Below are 14,886 nucleotides of genomic sequence, written 5' to 3'. Positions count from 1 at the left end.
TCCGGCCAGGCAGTTGCAAGAAGTTGCTCACCTTTGCGCGGGCGCCGGCTGTGTGCATGACGATGCGCATGACTCGGTGCGTGGCTCGGTGCACGGCTCTGTGCATGGCTCCGTGCATGACGAAGGGGCGTCCGCCCTCCGGCCGTGTGGCGGGAGGGCGAACGCCCCTTCGTCGGGTTTCGGTCTACTAGCTCAGCGTCTTCAGCGCCGCCGCGTCGTACGGCTTCAGCTCGTCGAAGCGGCCCGCGAGGACCTTCGCCGCCCAGTCCGGGTCCTGGAGCAGGGCACGGCCGACCGCGACCATGTCGAACTCGTCGCGCTCCAGGCTGTCGAGAAGGTCGTCGATGCCCTTGACGGGGGAGCCCTCGCCCGCGAAGCCGCGGATGAAGTCGCCGTCGAGACCGACGGAGCCGACGGTGATGGTCGGCTTCCCGGTGAGCTTCTTGGTCCAGCCCGCGAGGTTCAGGTCCGAGCCGTCGAACTCCGGACGCCAGTAACGGCGGGTGGAGGCGTGGAAGACATCGACACCGGCCGCCGAGAGCGGGGCGAGAATCGCCTCCAGCTCCTCCGGGGTCTCGGCGAGCCGCGCGCTGTACGCCTCCTGCTTCCACTGCGAGTAGCGGAAGATGATCGGGAACTCGGCGGAGACACGCTCGCGGATCGCGGCGACGACCTCGGCGGCGAACTTCGTACGGGCCACGGCGTCACCGCCGTAGGCGTCGCCACGGCGGTTGGTGCCCGCCCACAGGAACTGGTCCAGCAGATAGCCGTGCGCGCCGTGCACCTCGACACCGTCGAGACCGATCCGCTCCGCGTCCGCGGCGGCCTGCGCGAAGGCACCGATGACGTCGTCCAGGTCGGACTGCGTCATCTCCTTGCCCTCGCCCTCGGTGCCGTCCACGCGGATGCCGGAGGGGCCGACGGCCGGAGCCTCGGCGAAGGGCGGCTGGCCCGCCTTGCGCACCATGCCGATGTGCCACAGCTGCGGAACGATCGTGCCGCCCGCCGCGTGCACGTCCTCGGCGACCTTCGCCCACCCGGCCAGCTGCTCCTCGCCGTGGAACCGTGGCACCCGGTCGCTGTCACCGGCCGAGTCGTGACCCACGTAGGTGCCCTCGGTGATGATCAGGCCGACACCCGCGGCGGCCCGCCGCGCGTAGTACGAGCGCACATCCTCACCGGGAATACCGTCCGGCGAGAACATGCGGGTCATCGGGGCCATCGCGATGCGGTTCGGCACGGTCAGGCCGTTCAGCGCGACGGGGCGGGAGAGTATCTCGGCGGCGCGGGACGTGGGGTCGGCCACGGGGGCTCCTCAGGAGTATGGGCATACGGGGTATCGGAACCGGTCGGCTGTGCGGCGCTGCACAAACGGCGATCTTCGGTGGCAACCGCGGCACCTCCCGCGCGCATTCCGTGAGCGGGCCACACTGCGGTGTGATCCCGGCCACGGAAGGTGGGGCGACCTGCCGTACAGCCGACCAGACCACTCCCGTAACGTGCGCCGACGGGGCCGACCTCCCCCTCCCGGCCTCACAGAAGGAGTGAGAGCTGGTGCGTACTCTCGACACGAGTGTGGTGATTGTCGGAGCCGGTCCTGCCGGGCTGACGCTCGGTGTGTTGTTGCGGCGGCGCGGGGTCGACTGCGTGGTGGTCGACAAGTTCACGCGGGAGCAGTTGCTGGCGCGTTCGCGGGCCGGGTTCCTGGAACGGCGGACCGTGCAACTGCTCGACCGGCACGGCCTGTCCGACCGGCTGCGCGCGGAGGGCCTCGCGCACACGCGCTGCGAGATACACGCCGAGGGCGAGCGGGTCACCGTGGACTACGAGGCGTGGTGCGGCGACGCGCCCAGCTATGTGTACCCCCAACAGGACGTCGTGGCCGACCTGTTGGACGCGTACGTCGGTGAGGGCGGCACTCTGCTGCTCGGCAGCCCGGTCACCGACGTCGTGGCGGACGAGGCGCCGCGGGTCGTGTGCGGAGACGGCACCGTGATTCGCGCGGACCTCGTCGCCGGCGCGGACGGGTGGCACGGGCCGACCCGGGCCGCACTGCCGGACCTGGCCTTCACCCGGTACGACGTCCCGCACGACGCCCGACTCCTTGGCGCGCTCGTCGAGGCACCGCCGTCCGCAGGGCACACCGTGTACGCGCAGCACCCCGACGGCTTCGCGGGACACATGCTGCGCTCCCGCGATGTCACACGCATGTACCTCCAGATACCCGCCGGAGACACCATCGAGCAGTGGCCGGACGAACGGATCTGGAAGGAGCTGCACACGCGGCTCGACCTGCCGGACTGGACGCTCAACGAGGGCCCCGTCCTGGACCGTGCCATCGTCGACATGCACACCAAGGTCGTGGAACCCATGCACCACGGGCGCGTCGTGCTGCTCGGCGACGCCGCGCACATCGTGCCGCCCTCCGGAGGCAAGGGCATGAACCTCGCGGTGGCCGACGCCGCCGATCTCGCGGCATCCCTTCCGGACCACTTCGACGGCGAGGAGCCCCTTGAAACGGTGCTGGCCGCGTACTCCCGGCGGCGCCTGGCCGACGTATGGCAGGTGCAGGAGTTCAGCCACACCATGCTGGAACTCCTGCACGCCGACGAGCCCGGCACCCCGGCCGCCGCCTACCGCGAACGGCTGCGTCGCGCCCGGTGGCAGCGGCTGCGCGACGACCCCGCGTACGTACGGTCCTTCGCGGAGCAGTACATGGGGCCTTCGCTCACGGAGTAGTCCCGGTCACTGCTGCGGACGCAGAAGGCGGCCTCCGGTCGGCCTCACGGCCTGCCGCAACAGGCGTTCGGCCGGCCGGAGGCCGGGAAGATGCGGGGGAGTCTGCTGTCAGCCCTTGAGGGCGAGGATGTCCGTCCGGGCGCGCAGAAGTGTTTCGCGGGTGATGACGACGATCTTCTCGTGGTCGGCGCACGCGGCGTCGGCGGGCAGTCTGTCACCGAGCAGGTCGGTCCTGTCCGTCCCGATGACCGCGAAGCTGCCGTCTCCCAGTTCGAAGATGTCGGGGCACGCCTGGCCGCCGACGCTTCCGCGCTCGACGGGGGCTACGCCGATACGGCGCACAATGTGCAGGTCGGAACGGTCGTCACCGTGAAGGGAATTAGCCACGGCGCACCAACCTAGCGCAAACCTGGGCCGGCCGAAGTGGACGTAAGGGCTTGCTGCTTCACCGTGTTGACGCCGTAGGTCGAAAGGGCGGCGAAGTGATGCCCGGCGGGCGGCCTACACGTCCTCGGGCGGCTGCCCGACCACCCACCAGGACTCGCCCTCGCGCTCCGCTTCGTTGGCGTCGAGATCCGCAACGAGAGCGTCGACCACCCGGCCGAGGCGGGCCTCGTCCGAGGCCTCCGGCAGGCTCGCCCGGTGATGCCGGGTCGCCTCCCAGTAATCGCGCATGGAGCGGCTCCGGAATATGTAACGCAGGTGGCCGTGCAGCTCGGTGAGGCTCAGGATCCCGACGTGGTACCCGTGCAGGGCGTGCTGGTACAGCTCGTTCGCGTACAGGTGCCTTCGCTTGAGGTCGTCGGGTAGCTCCGCTTCCTCGTACGCGTCGAGCACGGGGAGCAGGGTGGGGTCCGCCGTGGCCCGGGCGATGAGCTGTTGATGGTCCCGCCGGTAATCGGTGAGCGCCTTCCGCCGTTGCTCCTGCGCGGCCACGGCTTCGAGCCGGCGCAGGGCGACATGGACGCGGCAGGCCGCCAGCAGCACTCCCGCGGTCTGTACGCCTGCCGCGACATACGTCACCGGTATGGAGCGGTGCCTCCTGCCTCCGGCTTTTCCTGTGATCATGAATGTCCCCGCTTCGGTGTCGTCAACCCACACGATCGACGATGGCGAACGACACGACCGGCGTCCAGATTGTCTCGGGCACCGGCCCGTGTGGAAGCGCGGTCCGCGGGCGTACGGCGGCATCGTCCCGTCGCGTGCCCCGGCCGCCACCCCGTCGTGAGCCCCTCGTGCGCCCCCTCTCGCGCCGGCATCGTGCGGGGAGAGATCCTGTGCGCATGGAATTCCTCTGCTACCACCGGGACCGCAAGGGCTCTCTGACGTTGCGTCATGAACTCGCGGAGAAGCACTGGTCCTACATGGACCGGTACGCGAAGGAGATGATCGCCCGCGGACCGACGTTCGCCGACGACGGGGAGACGCTCACGGGGAGCGTGCACATCGTCGACCTGCCCGACGCCGCGGCGGCCCGCGCGTTCGCCTTCGACGAGCCGGGTTACCAGGCGGGCGCCTACCGGGACGTGCTGCTGCGGCGCTGGCGCAACGAGTTGGGGCGCACCATGTGGGACTTCCCCGGCGGCCGGGACGGGGGCAATCGGTACCTCGTGCTCGGACTCGGCGCGGGTCCGGCCGCCGAGCGAGATGTACCCGCTGACCCAGGCCTTTCCGTCGATCGGGACGAACTGGTCGCCTACGGGCCGCTGTTGTCCGACGACGGCGCCGCCTGGCTGGGAACGGCGGCGCTGCTCCGGGCGCCCGACGCGGACGCGGCCCGCGTAGTCCTCACCCCGGGCCCGTACGCCGACATCGAGGTGCACAACTGGGAGTTCGGCGGGCGGTCGTGACCGCGGCCGCCCCTCTGAGAGAAGTCCGAGAAAGGTGACGTCCGTGTCCGCACCGAACATCGTCCTCATCTGTGTCGACCAGTGGCGCGGCGACTGCCTCTCCGCCGCGGGCCACCCCCACGTACGCACCCCGCACCTCGACCAACTCGCCGCCTCCGGAACGCATTTCACGTCGGCCTACTCCGCCACCCCCACCTGCATCCCGGCCCGCGCCGCCTTGTTCACCGGCCAGTCCCAGGAGCGCCACGGCCGCGTCGGATACGTCGAAGGGGTGCCGTTCGAGACCGCGCACCCCACCACCCTGGCGGGCGAGTTGCGGCGCGGCGGGTACCAGACGCAGGCCATCGGCAAGATGCACGTGTGGCCCGAGCGGGCCCGCGCCGGGTTCGACGACGTCGTCCTGCACGACGGCTTCCTGCACTACGCCCGCCGCGAGGAGCGCCGCAACTTCGCCTTCTTCGACGACTACGTGCCGTGGCTGCGTCGCCAGCCCGGCGTCGGTCCCGACGCCGAGTACAGCGACCACGGGGCGGGCTGCAACTCCGTCGTCGCGCGCCCCTGGGACAGGCCGGAACACCTCCATCCGACGAACTGGGTCGCCACGCAGACCACGGAGTGGCTGTACCGGCGCGACCCCTCACGCCCGTTCTTCCTCTACCTCTCCTTCCACCGGCCGCACCCGCCGTACGATCCGCCGCAGTGGGCCTTCGACGAATACCTCCAACTCCCTCCGTACGAGACCGTGGTGGGCGACTGGACGGACGACTTCGCGGCGCACCGCAAGGACGGCGACCACGAGGCGTTCGCCGGCCGCATGGACGCCCGGACCATGCACCGCGCGCGGGCCGGCTACTACGGGCACATGGCCCACATCGACCTCCAGATCAGCCGGATCCGCATGGCCCTCGAGGACTTCGGCCTGCGCGACAACACGGTCATCGCCTTCACCTCGGACCACGGCGAGATGCTCGGCGAACACCACCTGTTCCGCAAGGGATTCGGCTACGAGGGCTCGGCCCGCGTCCCCCTGCTCTTCGGCGGACTGCCCGACGGGTACGCGGCCGGGAACGTCGCGGACGACGTGGTCGAGCTGCGCGACATCATGCCGACCCTCCTCGACCTGGCCGGGCTGCCGGTCCCTGACACGTGCGACGGACGCAGCCTCGTACCGCTCCTGCGCGGCGAACAGCCGGACGACTGGCGGCCGTTGCTGCACGGCGAGCACGTGCTGCTCGGCCAGTCCTTGCAATGGGTGACCGACGGGCGCACCAAGTACCTGTGGATGTCGGGCGACGGGCACGAGCAGCTCTTCGACCTCGCCGCCGACCCGCACGAACAGCACAACCTGGCGGACGACCCGGCCGCGGAGGACCTGCTGCACACCTGGCGCGGGCACCTGATCCAGGCGCTGACCGGGCGGGAGGAGGGCTTCGTCGAGGATGGCCGACTCGTCACCGGACGACCCGTGGTGACCATCCTGCGCCCCACCCGCGAGCGTCTTGAGGCGGCCGGATAGCAGGTAGCAGGTCCGCCGCGAGGGTCCAGGCGTGCGGTTCCAGGGGCCACTGGTAGACACGTCGTATGGAGGAACTTGAGAGACTCGGCGAAATTGAGCAAGCCGCGGCCGGTCACGGGCAGTTGATCTGGGCCGCCCAGGGGCAGGGCGGCGGGCGCCCGGGGCCGGGGGTGCGGGCCTGGCGGCACGGCGAGGCGTGGGCAGTGGCCAGTCCGAACCAGCAGCAGGACCGGCTCATGGTCCAGGGCGACAGCGCCGACGCCGCCGTCCTGGTGCGGCGGGTCCTGGAGGAGGTCGGCCCGACCTACCGAGTCCTCGGGGAGGCGGCCCTGATCGATGAGTTGGTGCGGCGGCTGCCCGGACTGGTGCCCGTCCACGAGTTCTTCTGGATGGAGACCACGACTACTTCCGGCGCCGCCACCGCGGGCGTCCGGTGGCTGGACGCGCGCGAGGAGAAGGAGGCGGCATCCCTCTTCGACCGCTTCTTCCCCGACTCCTACGCGCAGCCGGGGCGCGCGGGCGTGCACCGCTGGGCCGGCGTCGTCGGCGAAGTGGACGGCAGCGTCGGGGCGGAGGTCGGCAGCGTCGGGGCGGAGCCGCTGGCGGTCGCGGCGGACGCGTGGTCCGCGGCCGGGTGCGGGTTCATGGGCGGTGTCATCACCCACCCCTCCGCCCGCGGGCGTGGGCTGGCCCGCGCCGTGTCCGGCTACGTCTTGGACGACCTCGTCCGCCGTTACGGCCGTGCCGCGCTCATGGTGCTCACCGGCAACGCGCCGGCCATCGCCACGTATGAACGCCTCGGCATGACCAAGCACCGGTTCGCAGCGGCGCACATGCGGGTGCGATGAGGCCACCGCTCACACCACCCGCCGCCCCCGCACCTCCCGCGGCGACGCACCGAGCTCCCTGCGGCAGGCTTTGTTGAACGCCTGGAGGTCCGGGATGCCCACCGTGGCGGCGACCGCGGTGATCGCGAGTGTGGAGGACTGCAGCAGGTGCCGGGCGCGCTCCATCCGGCGTCTGCGGATCCAGGCCACCACGGTGTCTCCCGTGTCGGCGCGGAAGAGACGCGTCAGATGGCCGGGGGAGACGCCCGCCGCGGCGGCGATCCCCGGCACCGTCAGCGGCGTCGCGAGGGACCGCTCGATGTACTCCGTCGCCGCCGCGAGCGCCGGATGGGGGCTGCCGGTCCGTTCGGGCGGGCCCAATTGGGTGGTGTGCCACAGCACCGTCCACAGCTCGGCGGAGGCCCGGGCTCGCGACAGCGGCATGGCCGCCACCGCGCTCCCGAGCAGCGTGCCGAGCAGCGCCGCCTGCGCGCCCGCGTCCCGCATGACCGGCACCCGGCGCAGCCCCTGCGGATCGCGGCCCGGCAGCCGGAAGTGCGCGTACAGATGCTCGCTGCGCCGCGACGCGTAACGGAAATGGGCCTCGGTGTCCGGCCGGATCAGGCTGATGTGCCCCGGCCGGATCGGATGCCGCAGGCCGTCGACCGTCAACTCGCCCGCGTAGCTGTAGAGATGCAGCTGCCACAGGTCGGGCAGCCGGAAGGACTCGCGCAGCCCCTGCCCGCCATGGACGCCGACGCCCGCGCTGACCACCTCGGGCGGCTGGTCCAGCTGCAACGCGACGCTCTCGGCCATGCCGGAAAATTACCAGCAGAGGCCCGATAGGGCCCACGACGAACAGACCTTGGCTGCCTACGTTTGCCTCATGCCAACCAGTGAGCAGCTGCTGAGCTCCGTACAGATGGCGCGCTTCGTCGCCCACGGTTCGCTCCGCCTCGACGCGGTCGTCCCACCGGAGCTGAACGACCAGGCCGTCGACGTGTTCGAGGCCGGGATCCCGGCCGCGCCGTACGGCACCCCCGTCCCGAAGGCCTACCCGGACGGCTCCTTCGCCCGCCGACTCCTCGAACTGCCCGCTGTGGCGGGTGCGTTGGAGAGTCTGGTCGGCCCGGATCCGACCGTCGACCATCACGCCGTGCATGTGCGCGAGGCCCGTGAGGGCACCGCGCAGCCGCTGCACGGGGACGCCATCATCGATGTGCGGCCGGACGCCTTCGACGTCCAACTCATGTACTACCCGCAGGACGTGACGCTCGACATGGGCGGCACCCTCAGCGTGCCGGGCAGCCATCTGCGGCACACCAACGAGACCGACACCGGCCGCTACCAGAACCTGCGCGGCCAGAACCGGCTCACCTGCCCGGCCGGCACCGTCCTGCTGATGCACCACGGCATCTGGCACGGCGGACGCCGCAACGACAGTGACATCCGGCGCTACATGTTCAAGATCCGGTTCAATCCGACCGTGCCGCAGGTGCGCCTCTGGGACACCTCCGACCTCGACGACCCGGCGGTCGGCGACGAACTCCGCCACGTCTTCCCCTGGTACGAGCCCGCCACCGGCCGCCTGGAGATCCACAACCGGATCCGGCTGTGGCGCGCACTGACCGGCGACGACACCTTCGACCTCGACCACTGGGTGACCCGGGTCTCCAACCGTCCCACCCTCGGGAGCCACGCATGAGACAGCAGGTACTCGTCCTCTACCTCGCCAACTCGGCGCTCGACGCGAAGGTGGTCGGCTGGGCCCGCTACGACGGCACCGGGACCACCGACCACACCACGGGCGACAGCGACGACCCGCCGTACGATACGGGCCTCGAAGCCCTCCTCGACGGCTGGCGCCTCTTCCAGGCCGCGCAGCTGCTCCCGCCGTATCCGGGCCACGAGTACGACACGTCGTACCTGAAGCACGAGTTCTTCTTCGAGAAGCTGCAGCCGACTCCCTGAGCCCGGCTACGAGTGGGGTGACTCCTGTCCCGGTTCGCGCGGGGGAGGAGTCACCGTCTCGCCGCGGATGACCTGTGGCGGATTCCGGGGCCGGTCGCCCGCCGGGTCGTCCTGCTCCTTCAGGGCTCGCGCCTCGGCCTTGAGGATGCGGGCCGACTTGCCCGCGCTGCGGGTCAGTTCGGGCAGCTTCTTCACGCCGACCACCACGGCGATCACGATCAGGACGATGGCAATCTCGCTGAGTCCGAACATGGTCAGTCCTCGCCGCCCTCGTCGTCGCTCTCGTCCTCGTCCTCGAAGAAGTCCCCGACCTCGTCGACGACTTCGGCGGCGACCATGCCGCCGACCACACCGACCGCGAGCCCGGCGGCGCCGACCGCCACGGCCGTGCCCACGCCGGGCCCGGAGCGGTGCCCACCATCATGCCCGTACGAGGTGTCGTACGAGGCGTGGGTGTCGTAGGCCGAGTGGTGGTCGGTGTGGTGGCCGGCGTGGTGCTCGACCAACTCCCGTACCCAGCCGTCGACGACCGCGTTCCAGTCCTGGCGTCCCGCGTCGGCGTGCGCCACGGTGAAGCGGGTGAGCGCGTCGTGGCCGCCGGAGAAGGGGCCGCCGCGCTTGTCGGCCTCCAGGACCACCTCCGTGCCGTCCGGCGTCGCGAGGAAGGTCAGCTCGATCTCCTTGACGGCGTGCGCGTACCGCGGGGAAGGCGCCAGCTCGATCTCCTGATAGAAGGGGAGCTCCTGCCCGGTGCCGCCGATGTGCCCGTACTCCAGGTCCGCGGACGTGAAGCCGAAACCGAGCTGCCCGAACGCTTCGAGGATCGCCTCCTGCACGGGGAGCGGTCCGACCGAGAGCTGGTCGAGGTCGCCCTTGTCCCTGGCGCCGGCCACCGAGAGCTCGGTGCGTACGCCGAGGGCGATGCCGAGCGGCTGCCCATACAGCTCGGTGATCGGTGTCTCCCACGGCAGCGTCACCGTGAACGGCACGCTGTGCTCGGCCCCCGCGACGAGCCGGAAGCCGCCGCCGACCACGAACCGGTCGAACGCCACGGTGCCTTGGCTCTCGCCGTCGTCGTGCTCCGCCTCGACCCCCGCGACGAGCTCCAGGGTGATGTGCTCGATCTCGAAGTCGCCGCTGCCGCCCTTGAGGTGGACCCGTCCGGAGACGGTGCCGCCGGGGGCGGTGGTCCAGTCGGGGAGGACCGTGTCGACGGTGGGCCCGCCCACGCCGAGCGAGCCGAGCAGTCGTTTGAACACCATCGAGGCGTGAACTCCCTTGTGAGCGTAGGAGATGTTCTACAGACGTGTAGAAGTATAGGGGTGGGGCGGAACTTTCCCGGAACTTCGCCAGTTTCTACAGTGCTGTAGAAGTATGAGCGCGAGAACAGCGCACGTACGAGATCTCAATCCGAGGAGTACCCGTGGCCCTGTGGGACCGCATCAAGGAATCCGCGTCGACGATGCAGACGCAGTTGGTGGCGAAGAAGAACGACCTGAAGTCCGGGGCCTTCCGGGACGCCTCCATGGCGATGTGCGCGCTGGTGGCCGCGGCCGACGGCACCATCGACGCCTCGGAGCGCCGCCGCGTCGCGCAGCTCATCATGAGCAACGAGGTGCTGCAGAACTTCGACGCCACGGACCTTCAGAAGCGCTTCGAGGCGAACCTCGACAAGCTGACGGCCGACTTCGACTTCGGCAAGGTCAGCGTGTTGCAGGAGGTCGCCAAGGCGAAGAAGAAGGAGGCTGAGGCGCGCGCCGTGATCCAGATCGGCATCGTCATCGGCGGCGCGGACGGCGACTTCGACCGGACCGAGCGGGGCGTCGTGCGCGAGGCGTGCCAGATGCTCGGCCTGGCGCCGACCGAGTTCGACCTGTAGGCGACGGCGCCGGGTCCTTCGATGTCAGAGCGGTGTGGCCGCGTGGAGCGTGGCCGCCAGGGTGAGCGCGGAGTTGGCGGACGACATGGCGGACGCCGCCGCGCCGAATCCCGCCGTCCACGTGGCGAGCCCCACGGACGTGAACGCCGTGGCCCGGCCCTGCGCGGTGGGCGGCGGCGCGAGCAGTGCGGCGACGCGGCGGGGCAATGGGCCGGGAGCGGCGAACGCCGCGAAGAGCGGCTCGCGCGGCCCGCCCGCGGACAGGGCCGCCTTGCCGATGGCGCGGGCCACCACCTTGCGGTCACCCACCAGCGCGGCCGCCTCCTCGTCGGCCCACCGCTCGGCCGTGTACGCGACGGCCGAACTCAGCGGGCGCAGAAAGGGGTTGGCGCGGGCGGCCAGCCGCACGGTCAGGAGCTGACGGTGGTGCCGGGCCGTCAGATGGGCCCGCTCATGGGCGAACAGGGCCCGCCGCTCCGCGGGCGCGAGCCGGTCGAGCAGCGAGGTGCTGACGACGATCCGGCCGCGACCACCGCGACCACCGCGACCGCCACCGGGCAGCGCGTAGGCGTACGCCTCTGGGTCGGGCAGCACCGCGACCTGGGTGGCGGGCAGTCCTGCGAGCGCGGCATGCGCGCGGCGGCGCAGCGTGAAGTGGCGCCAGAGCGTGCGGGCGCAGCCCGCGACGACGGCGAGCAGCGCCGGAATGGCCGCCTTGCCCGCGATCTCGTCCTGCGGCACGGCGGCCCGCACCTCGGGATCCGACCAGCCGTCCGGCAGTGGATTGCCCGGCAGCTGCGCGGTGCCGACCACCATCAACAGGGCGAGGCACACCGTGCTGCAGACGGCCATCACGGCGGCCACGCAGGTCAGGAGCCGGGTCGCGGTGCGCGGATGCAGCCGGTGCGCGGCGAGCCGGGCCACCGGCCAGGCCGTCAGCGGCAGCACCAGCGGCAGAAAGACGAAGATGCCCACGGCTCAGCCCGTGCCTTCCTCGTCGCCGGCCGCCGAGTCCGCGCCCGGGGCTGCTCTCGAGCGTGCGTCCGTGTCCGCTTCCGCGCGCCGCAGCAGGTCCCGCAGCAGTTGCTCGTCGCCCTCGGGCAGCGAGGTGACGAAGCTGGCCAGGACGGCCTCCCGGTCCGCCTCGGCGTCCAGCACCTTGCGCATCTTGAATGCGGCGAGCCCGGCCTCGTCGGCCACGGGTGTCCACACGAACGAGCGTCCCTCGCGCCGGCGGGTGACCGCGTCCTTGGCCTGGAGCCGCGCCAGGATCGTCACCACGGTGGTGTACGCGAGGTCGCCGTCCATCCGGTCGCGCACCCACCCGGCGCTCACCGGGGCCTCGGCCGTGCGCAGCGCGGCCAGGACCTGTGCCTCCAGCTCGCCCTGGGCGCGTCGTGGGGTCCTGTGGCGGGACGTCGTCACCGGCTCCTCCTGGTGGCTGGGTGTACGGGTCGGTCCATCATCCCTGTTCGCCCCCGAGAGCCCGGCGGGAGGTGCGGTGGCGGCGCGTACGGGCCCGACGGAGAGTGGTCGGGAACGACGGCGCCGGGCCGGGCGTTGTCACAGCAAGGCAAAGAGCAAGTAAAGTTCGAAGGAGTAGCCGGTTGTCCGCCAGACCGACGGACCCAGCGGGGCACAGTCCCCGACCACCCCGCCCCTTGATCGATGAGCGCGGTACGCGGCGAGGTGGTGGCAGGTGCTGAGTGCCGTGCTCGGCCTCCTCGCGGTCCTCGTCCTGACCGCCGGGACCGGCTACTTCGTGGCCCAGGAATTCGCCTACGTCGCGGCGGACCGTCTCGCGCTCGCCCGCGACGCCGAGGCGGGGGACAAGAGAGCGGCCAAGGCCCTCAAGGTCCTCGAGCGGCTGTCCTTCATGCTGTCCGGTGCCCAGCTCGGCATCACGGTCACCGGCCTGGTCGTCGGCTTCCTCGCCGAGCCGTCCGTCTCGGCCCTGCTGCGCCCGGCCCTGGACGGCATCGGCATTCCGGCCGCCGCGGTGACAGGCATCTCGGTGGTGCTGGCCTTTGTCCTGGCCACGGTCGTCCAGATGGTGCTGGGTGAGCTGGCCCCGAAGAACCTCGCCCTCGCCGTCCCCGAACGCCTGGCCAAGTCCCTCGCCGGGTCCACGCTCGGCTACCTGAAGGTCGTCGGCCCCGTCGTGCACCTCTTCGACAGCGCCGCCAACAAGCTGCTGCGCAAGGTCGGCATCGAACCCGTCGAGGAACTGCACCACGGCGCCACCCTGGAGGAACTCAGCCATCTCATCGGCGAGTCCCATCAGCAGGGCGAGCTGCCCCGCGAGACCGCCACCCTCCTCGACCACGCCCTGGAGTTCAACGAGCGGACCCTGGACCAGGTGATGGTGCCGCGCGCCGACGCGGTCTTCGTCCGCAAGGAGGCCACGGCCGACGACGCGATCGAGCTGATCGCCAAGCACGGCCACTCGAACTACCCGGTCATGGGCGACCACCCCGACGACGTCACCGGCGTCCTCGGCGTACGCGAACTGATGCGGCTCCAGCAGTCCGCGTACGCGAGCACCCCGGCCGGGGCCCTGGCCCGCCGACCCCTCCTGCTGCCGGACACACTTCAGCTCCCCGCGGCCGTTGACCGGATGCGGGAGGCCGACGACGAGTTCGCGGTCGTCCTCGACGAGCACGGCGGCGTCGCGGGCGTCGTCACGTACGAGGACATCGCCGAGGAACTGGTCGGCGACATCGCGGACGAGACCGACCGCGAGACACAACTGGCGGTCCAGGATCCGGACGGCACGGGCTGGGTGATCGACGCGGGCCGCCGCATCGACGAGATCGCCGAGGCCACGGGCGTCGAGCTGCCCGAGGAGGAGAGCTACGACACCGTGGCGGGCCTGATCGTCGACCGCCTCGGCCGCTTCCCCGCCATCGGCGACCGGATCACGATCGACCTGGCCGACGACGGCGAGCACGCCGTCATCGACGTCCGCACCCTCGACCGCCACGTACCCGAACTCGTCCATCTGGCCAGCGGGTCCGCCGCCACCGACACCGAGGAGGAGCCGCGCTCATGAGCTTCCCCATGGCCCTCTTCATCACGCTCCTGCTGCTGATCGGCAGCGGATTCTTCGTGGCCGCCGAGTTCGCGCTGGTCGCCGCCAAACGGCATCGCATGGAACAGGCGGTCGCGTCCGGCGCCCGCGGCGCCAAGGCGGCGCTCGCCGGCATGCGGGAACTGTCGCTGATGCTCGCGGGCGCCCAACTCGGCATCACCATCTGCACGTTGGGCCTCGGCTCGATCTCCAAGCCCGCCATCTCGCACGAGCTGGACCCGCTGCTGCACGGCTGGGGCCTGCCCAGCGGCCTCAGCTACGGTGTCTCCTTCGCCTTCGCGATGATCGTCGTGGTGTTCCTGCACATGGTCGTCGGCGAGATGGCGCCCAAGTCCTGGGCGATCGCCCACCCCGAGCGCTCGGCGATGCTGCTGGCCCCGCCGTTCCGCGCCGTGGTCAAGGTGGTCCGCCCGCTGATCAGCGTCCTCAACATGGTCAGCAACGCGCTGGTACGCATGTGCCGTGTCACCCCGCGCGACGAACTCGCCGAGGTCCACAACCGGGAGCAACTCACGCACCTCGTCGTGGAGTCCGAGCGGCTCGGCCTGATCAGTAAGGACGACTCGGAGCTGATCACCAGCTCCCTGGTCGAACCGCTCACCCCCGTCGGCGAACTCCAGACCCCCGCCGCGCGGATCACCTCCGTCCCCGCGGACGCGGACCTCGACGCGATCCTCGCCACGGCGGCGGAGCGCGACCGCAGCCGCCTCCTCGTACGCGCCGGGGACCGCGTCGTCGGCTCCGTGCACGCCCGCGACGCGCTGATCGCCCGCAGCCGGGGGCGTGCCACCACCGCGGGCGAACTGGCCCGCCCGGTACCGGAGTTGCTGGCGACCGACACGGTCGGCCAGGCCATCGAGCAACTCCGCCACCGCCGCGCCTCGCTCGCCGTCGTCCGCGACGACGCCGGCCGGCTGACCGGCCTCGTCGCCCTCGACGACCTGCTGGCCCGCCTCACCCACCCGCAGGCGGCTGCCTAGGGTCTGTCGTTTGGATCAGGCCGGGCTCGCGAG

General features: G+C 71.2%; 17 protein-coding genes. 9 read left to right on the top strand and 8 right to left on the bottom strand.

Translation table 11 applies throughout. The annotated features are described in order from the left end of the window. Positions 1 to 187 precede the first annotated feature (187 nt). Positions 188 to 1,306, bottom strand: a complete 1,119-nt coding sequence (locus tag ACYSUO_RS20910) for an NADH:flavin oxidoreductase (protein WP_461777709.1) — start codon at positions 1,304 to 1,306, stop codon at positions 188 to 190. A gap of 248 nt (positions 1,307 to 1,554) precedes the next feature. Between ACYSUO_RS20910 and ACYSUO_RS20905 the strand changes: the two genes are divergently transcribed. Continuing rightward, positions 1,555 to 2,739 (top strand): 4-hydroxybenzoate 3-monooxygenase, encoded by a 1,185-nt coding sequence (locus tag ACYSUO_RS20905; protein WP_461777708.1) that lies wholly within the window; start codon positions 1,555 to 1,557, stop codon positions 2,737 to 2,739. A gap of 108 nt (positions 2,740 to 2,847) precedes the next feature. Here ACYSUO_RS20905 and ACYSUO_RS20900 read toward each other — a convergent pair whose 3' ends face one another. Together ACYSUO_RS20900 and ACYSUO_RS20895 are read right to left on the bottom strand one after the other, a co-directional pair. Next, a complete protein-coding gene (locus ACYSUO_RS20900) occupies positions 2,848 to 3,090 on the bottom strand; it encodes a hypothetical protein (RefSeq protein WP_461777872.1) in 243 nt (80 codons plus the stop codon). A 150-nt stretch (positions 3,091 to 3,240) separates the two neighbouring features. Continuing rightward, positions 3,241 to 3,807, bottom strand: a complete 567-nt coding sequence (locus ACYSUO_RS20895; RefSeq protein WP_461777707.1) for a DUF6082 family protein — start codon at positions 3,805 to 3,807, stop codon at positions 3,241 to 3,243. A 215-nt stretch (positions 3,808 to 4,022) separates the two neighbouring features. Between ACYSUO_RS20895 and ACYSUO_RS20890 the strand changes: the two genes are divergently transcribed. The 3 genes from ACYSUO_RS20890 to ACYSUO_RS20880 all read left to right on the top strand — a co-directional run bounded on the left by ACYSUO_RS20890 (position 4,023) and on the right by ACYSUO_RS20880 (position 6,953). Then, a complete protein-coding gene (locus ACYSUO_RS20890) occupies positions 4,023 to 4,589 on the top strand; it encodes a YciI family protein (protein ID WP_461777706.1) in 567 nt (188 codons plus the stop codon). A 43-nt stretch (positions 4,590 to 4,632) separates the two neighbouring features. Then, entirely contained in the window at positions 4,633 to 6,105 is a 1,473-nt protein-coding gene (locus ACYSUO_RS20885; RefSeq protein ID WP_461777705.1) for an arylsulfatase, read from the top strand. A 65-nt stretch (positions 6,106 to 6,170) separates the two neighbouring features. Continuing rightward, on the top strand, positions 6,171 to 6,953 hold the full coding sequence (locus ACYSUO_RS20880; RefSeq protein WP_461777704.1) for a GNAT family N-acetyltransferase: 783 nt from the start codon (positions 6,171 to 6,173) through the stop codon (positions 6,951 to 6,953). Positions 6,954 to 6,962: 9 nt separating this feature from the next. Here the strand turns inward: ACYSUO_RS20880 and ACYSUO_RS20875 are convergent, their stop codons facing one another. After that, the gene (locus ACYSUO_RS20875; protein WP_461777703.1) at positions 6,963 to 7,748 is read right to left on the bottom strand and encodes an AraC family transcriptional regulator; all 786 of its coding nucleotides are present in this window, start codon (positions 7,746 to 7,748) and stop codon (positions 6,963 to 6,965) included. Between the two features lie 70 nt (positions 7,749 to 7,818). Here ACYSUO_RS20875 and ACYSUO_RS20870 point away from each other — a divergent pair, with 70 nt between their 5' ends. Both ACYSUO_RS20870 and ACYSUO_RS20865 read left to right on the top strand, forming a co-directional pair. Continuing rightward, positions 7,819 to 8,637, top strand: coding sequence for a phytanoyl-CoA dioxygenase family protein (locus tag ACYSUO_RS20870; protein ID WP_461777702.1), 819 nt, complete (start codon positions 7,819 to 7,821; stop codon positions 8,635 to 8,637). After that, positions 8,634 to 8,903, top strand: a complete 270-nt coding sequence (locus ACYSUO_RS20865) for a hypothetical protein (protein ID WP_461777701.1) — start codon at positions 8,634 to 8,636, stop codon at positions 8,901 to 8,903. The genes ACYSUO_RS20870 and ACYSUO_RS20865 overlap by 4 nt, the downstream gene beginning before the upstream one ends. 6 nt (positions 8,904 to 8,909) lie before the next feature. Here ACYSUO_RS20865 and ACYSUO_RS20860 read toward each other — a convergent pair whose 3' ends face one another. Further along, positions 8,910 to 9,155 (bottom strand): twin-arginine translocase TatA/TatE family subunit, encoded by a 246-nt coding sequence (locus ACYSUO_RS20860; RefSeq protein ID WP_461777700.1) that lies wholly within the window; start codon positions 9,153 to 9,155, stop codon positions 8,910 to 8,912. A gap of 2 nt (positions 9,156 to 9,157) precedes the next feature. Then, positions 9,158 to 10,165, bottom strand: coding sequence for a sporulation protein (locus ACYSUO_RS20855; protein WP_461777699.1), 1,008 nt, complete (start codon positions 10,163 to 10,165; stop codon positions 9,158 to 9,160). Positions 10,166 to 10,326: 161 nt separating this feature from the next. Between ACYSUO_RS20855 and ACYSUO_RS20850 the strand changes: the two genes are divergently transcribed. Then, positions 10,327 to 10,782, top strand: a complete 456-nt coding sequence (locus ACYSUO_RS20850) for a tellurite resistance TerB family protein (protein WP_461777698.1) — start codon at positions 10,327 to 10,329, stop codon at positions 10,780 to 10,782. A 24-nt stretch (positions 10,783 to 10,806) separates the two neighbouring features. On the opposite strand, the gene ACYSUO_RS20845 is transcribed toward ACYSUO_RS20850, so the two are convergent. Next, positions 10,807 to 11,757 (bottom strand): M56 family metallopeptidase, encoded by a 951-nt coding sequence (locus ACYSUO_RS20845; protein WP_461777697.1) that lies wholly within the window; start codon positions 11,755 to 11,757, stop codon positions 10,807 to 10,809. A 3-nt stretch (positions 11,758 to 11,760) separates the two neighbouring features. Further along, entirely contained in the window at positions 11,761 to 12,207 is a 447-nt protein-coding gene (locus ACYSUO_RS20840; protein ID WP_461777696.1) for a BlaI/MecI/CopY family transcriptional regulator, read from the bottom strand. Between the two features lie 277 nt (positions 12,208 to 12,484). On the opposite strand from ACYSUO_RS20840, the gene ACYSUO_RS20835 reads away from it, so the two are divergent. Then, positions 12,485 to 13,834 (top strand): hemolysin family protein, encoded by a 1,350-nt coding sequence (locus ACYSUO_RS20835; protein ID WP_461777871.1) that lies wholly within the window; start codon positions 12,485 to 12,487, stop codon positions 13,832 to 13,834. After that, positions 13,831 to 14,853 (top strand): hemolysin family protein, encoded by a 1,023-nt coding sequence (locus ACYSUO_RS20830; RefSeq protein WP_461777695.1) that lies wholly within the window; start codon positions 13,831 to 13,833, stop codon positions 14,851 to 14,853. Before ACYSUO_RS20835 ends, ACYSUO_RS20830 begins: the two co-directional genes overlap by 4 nt. The last annotated feature ends 33 nt before the right edge of the window (positions 14,854 to 14,886 follow it).

It is taken from the genome of Streptomyces sp. UC4497 (assembly GCF_054871485.1).
This window is presented reverse-complemented; position numbering and strand designations above follow the sequence as displayed.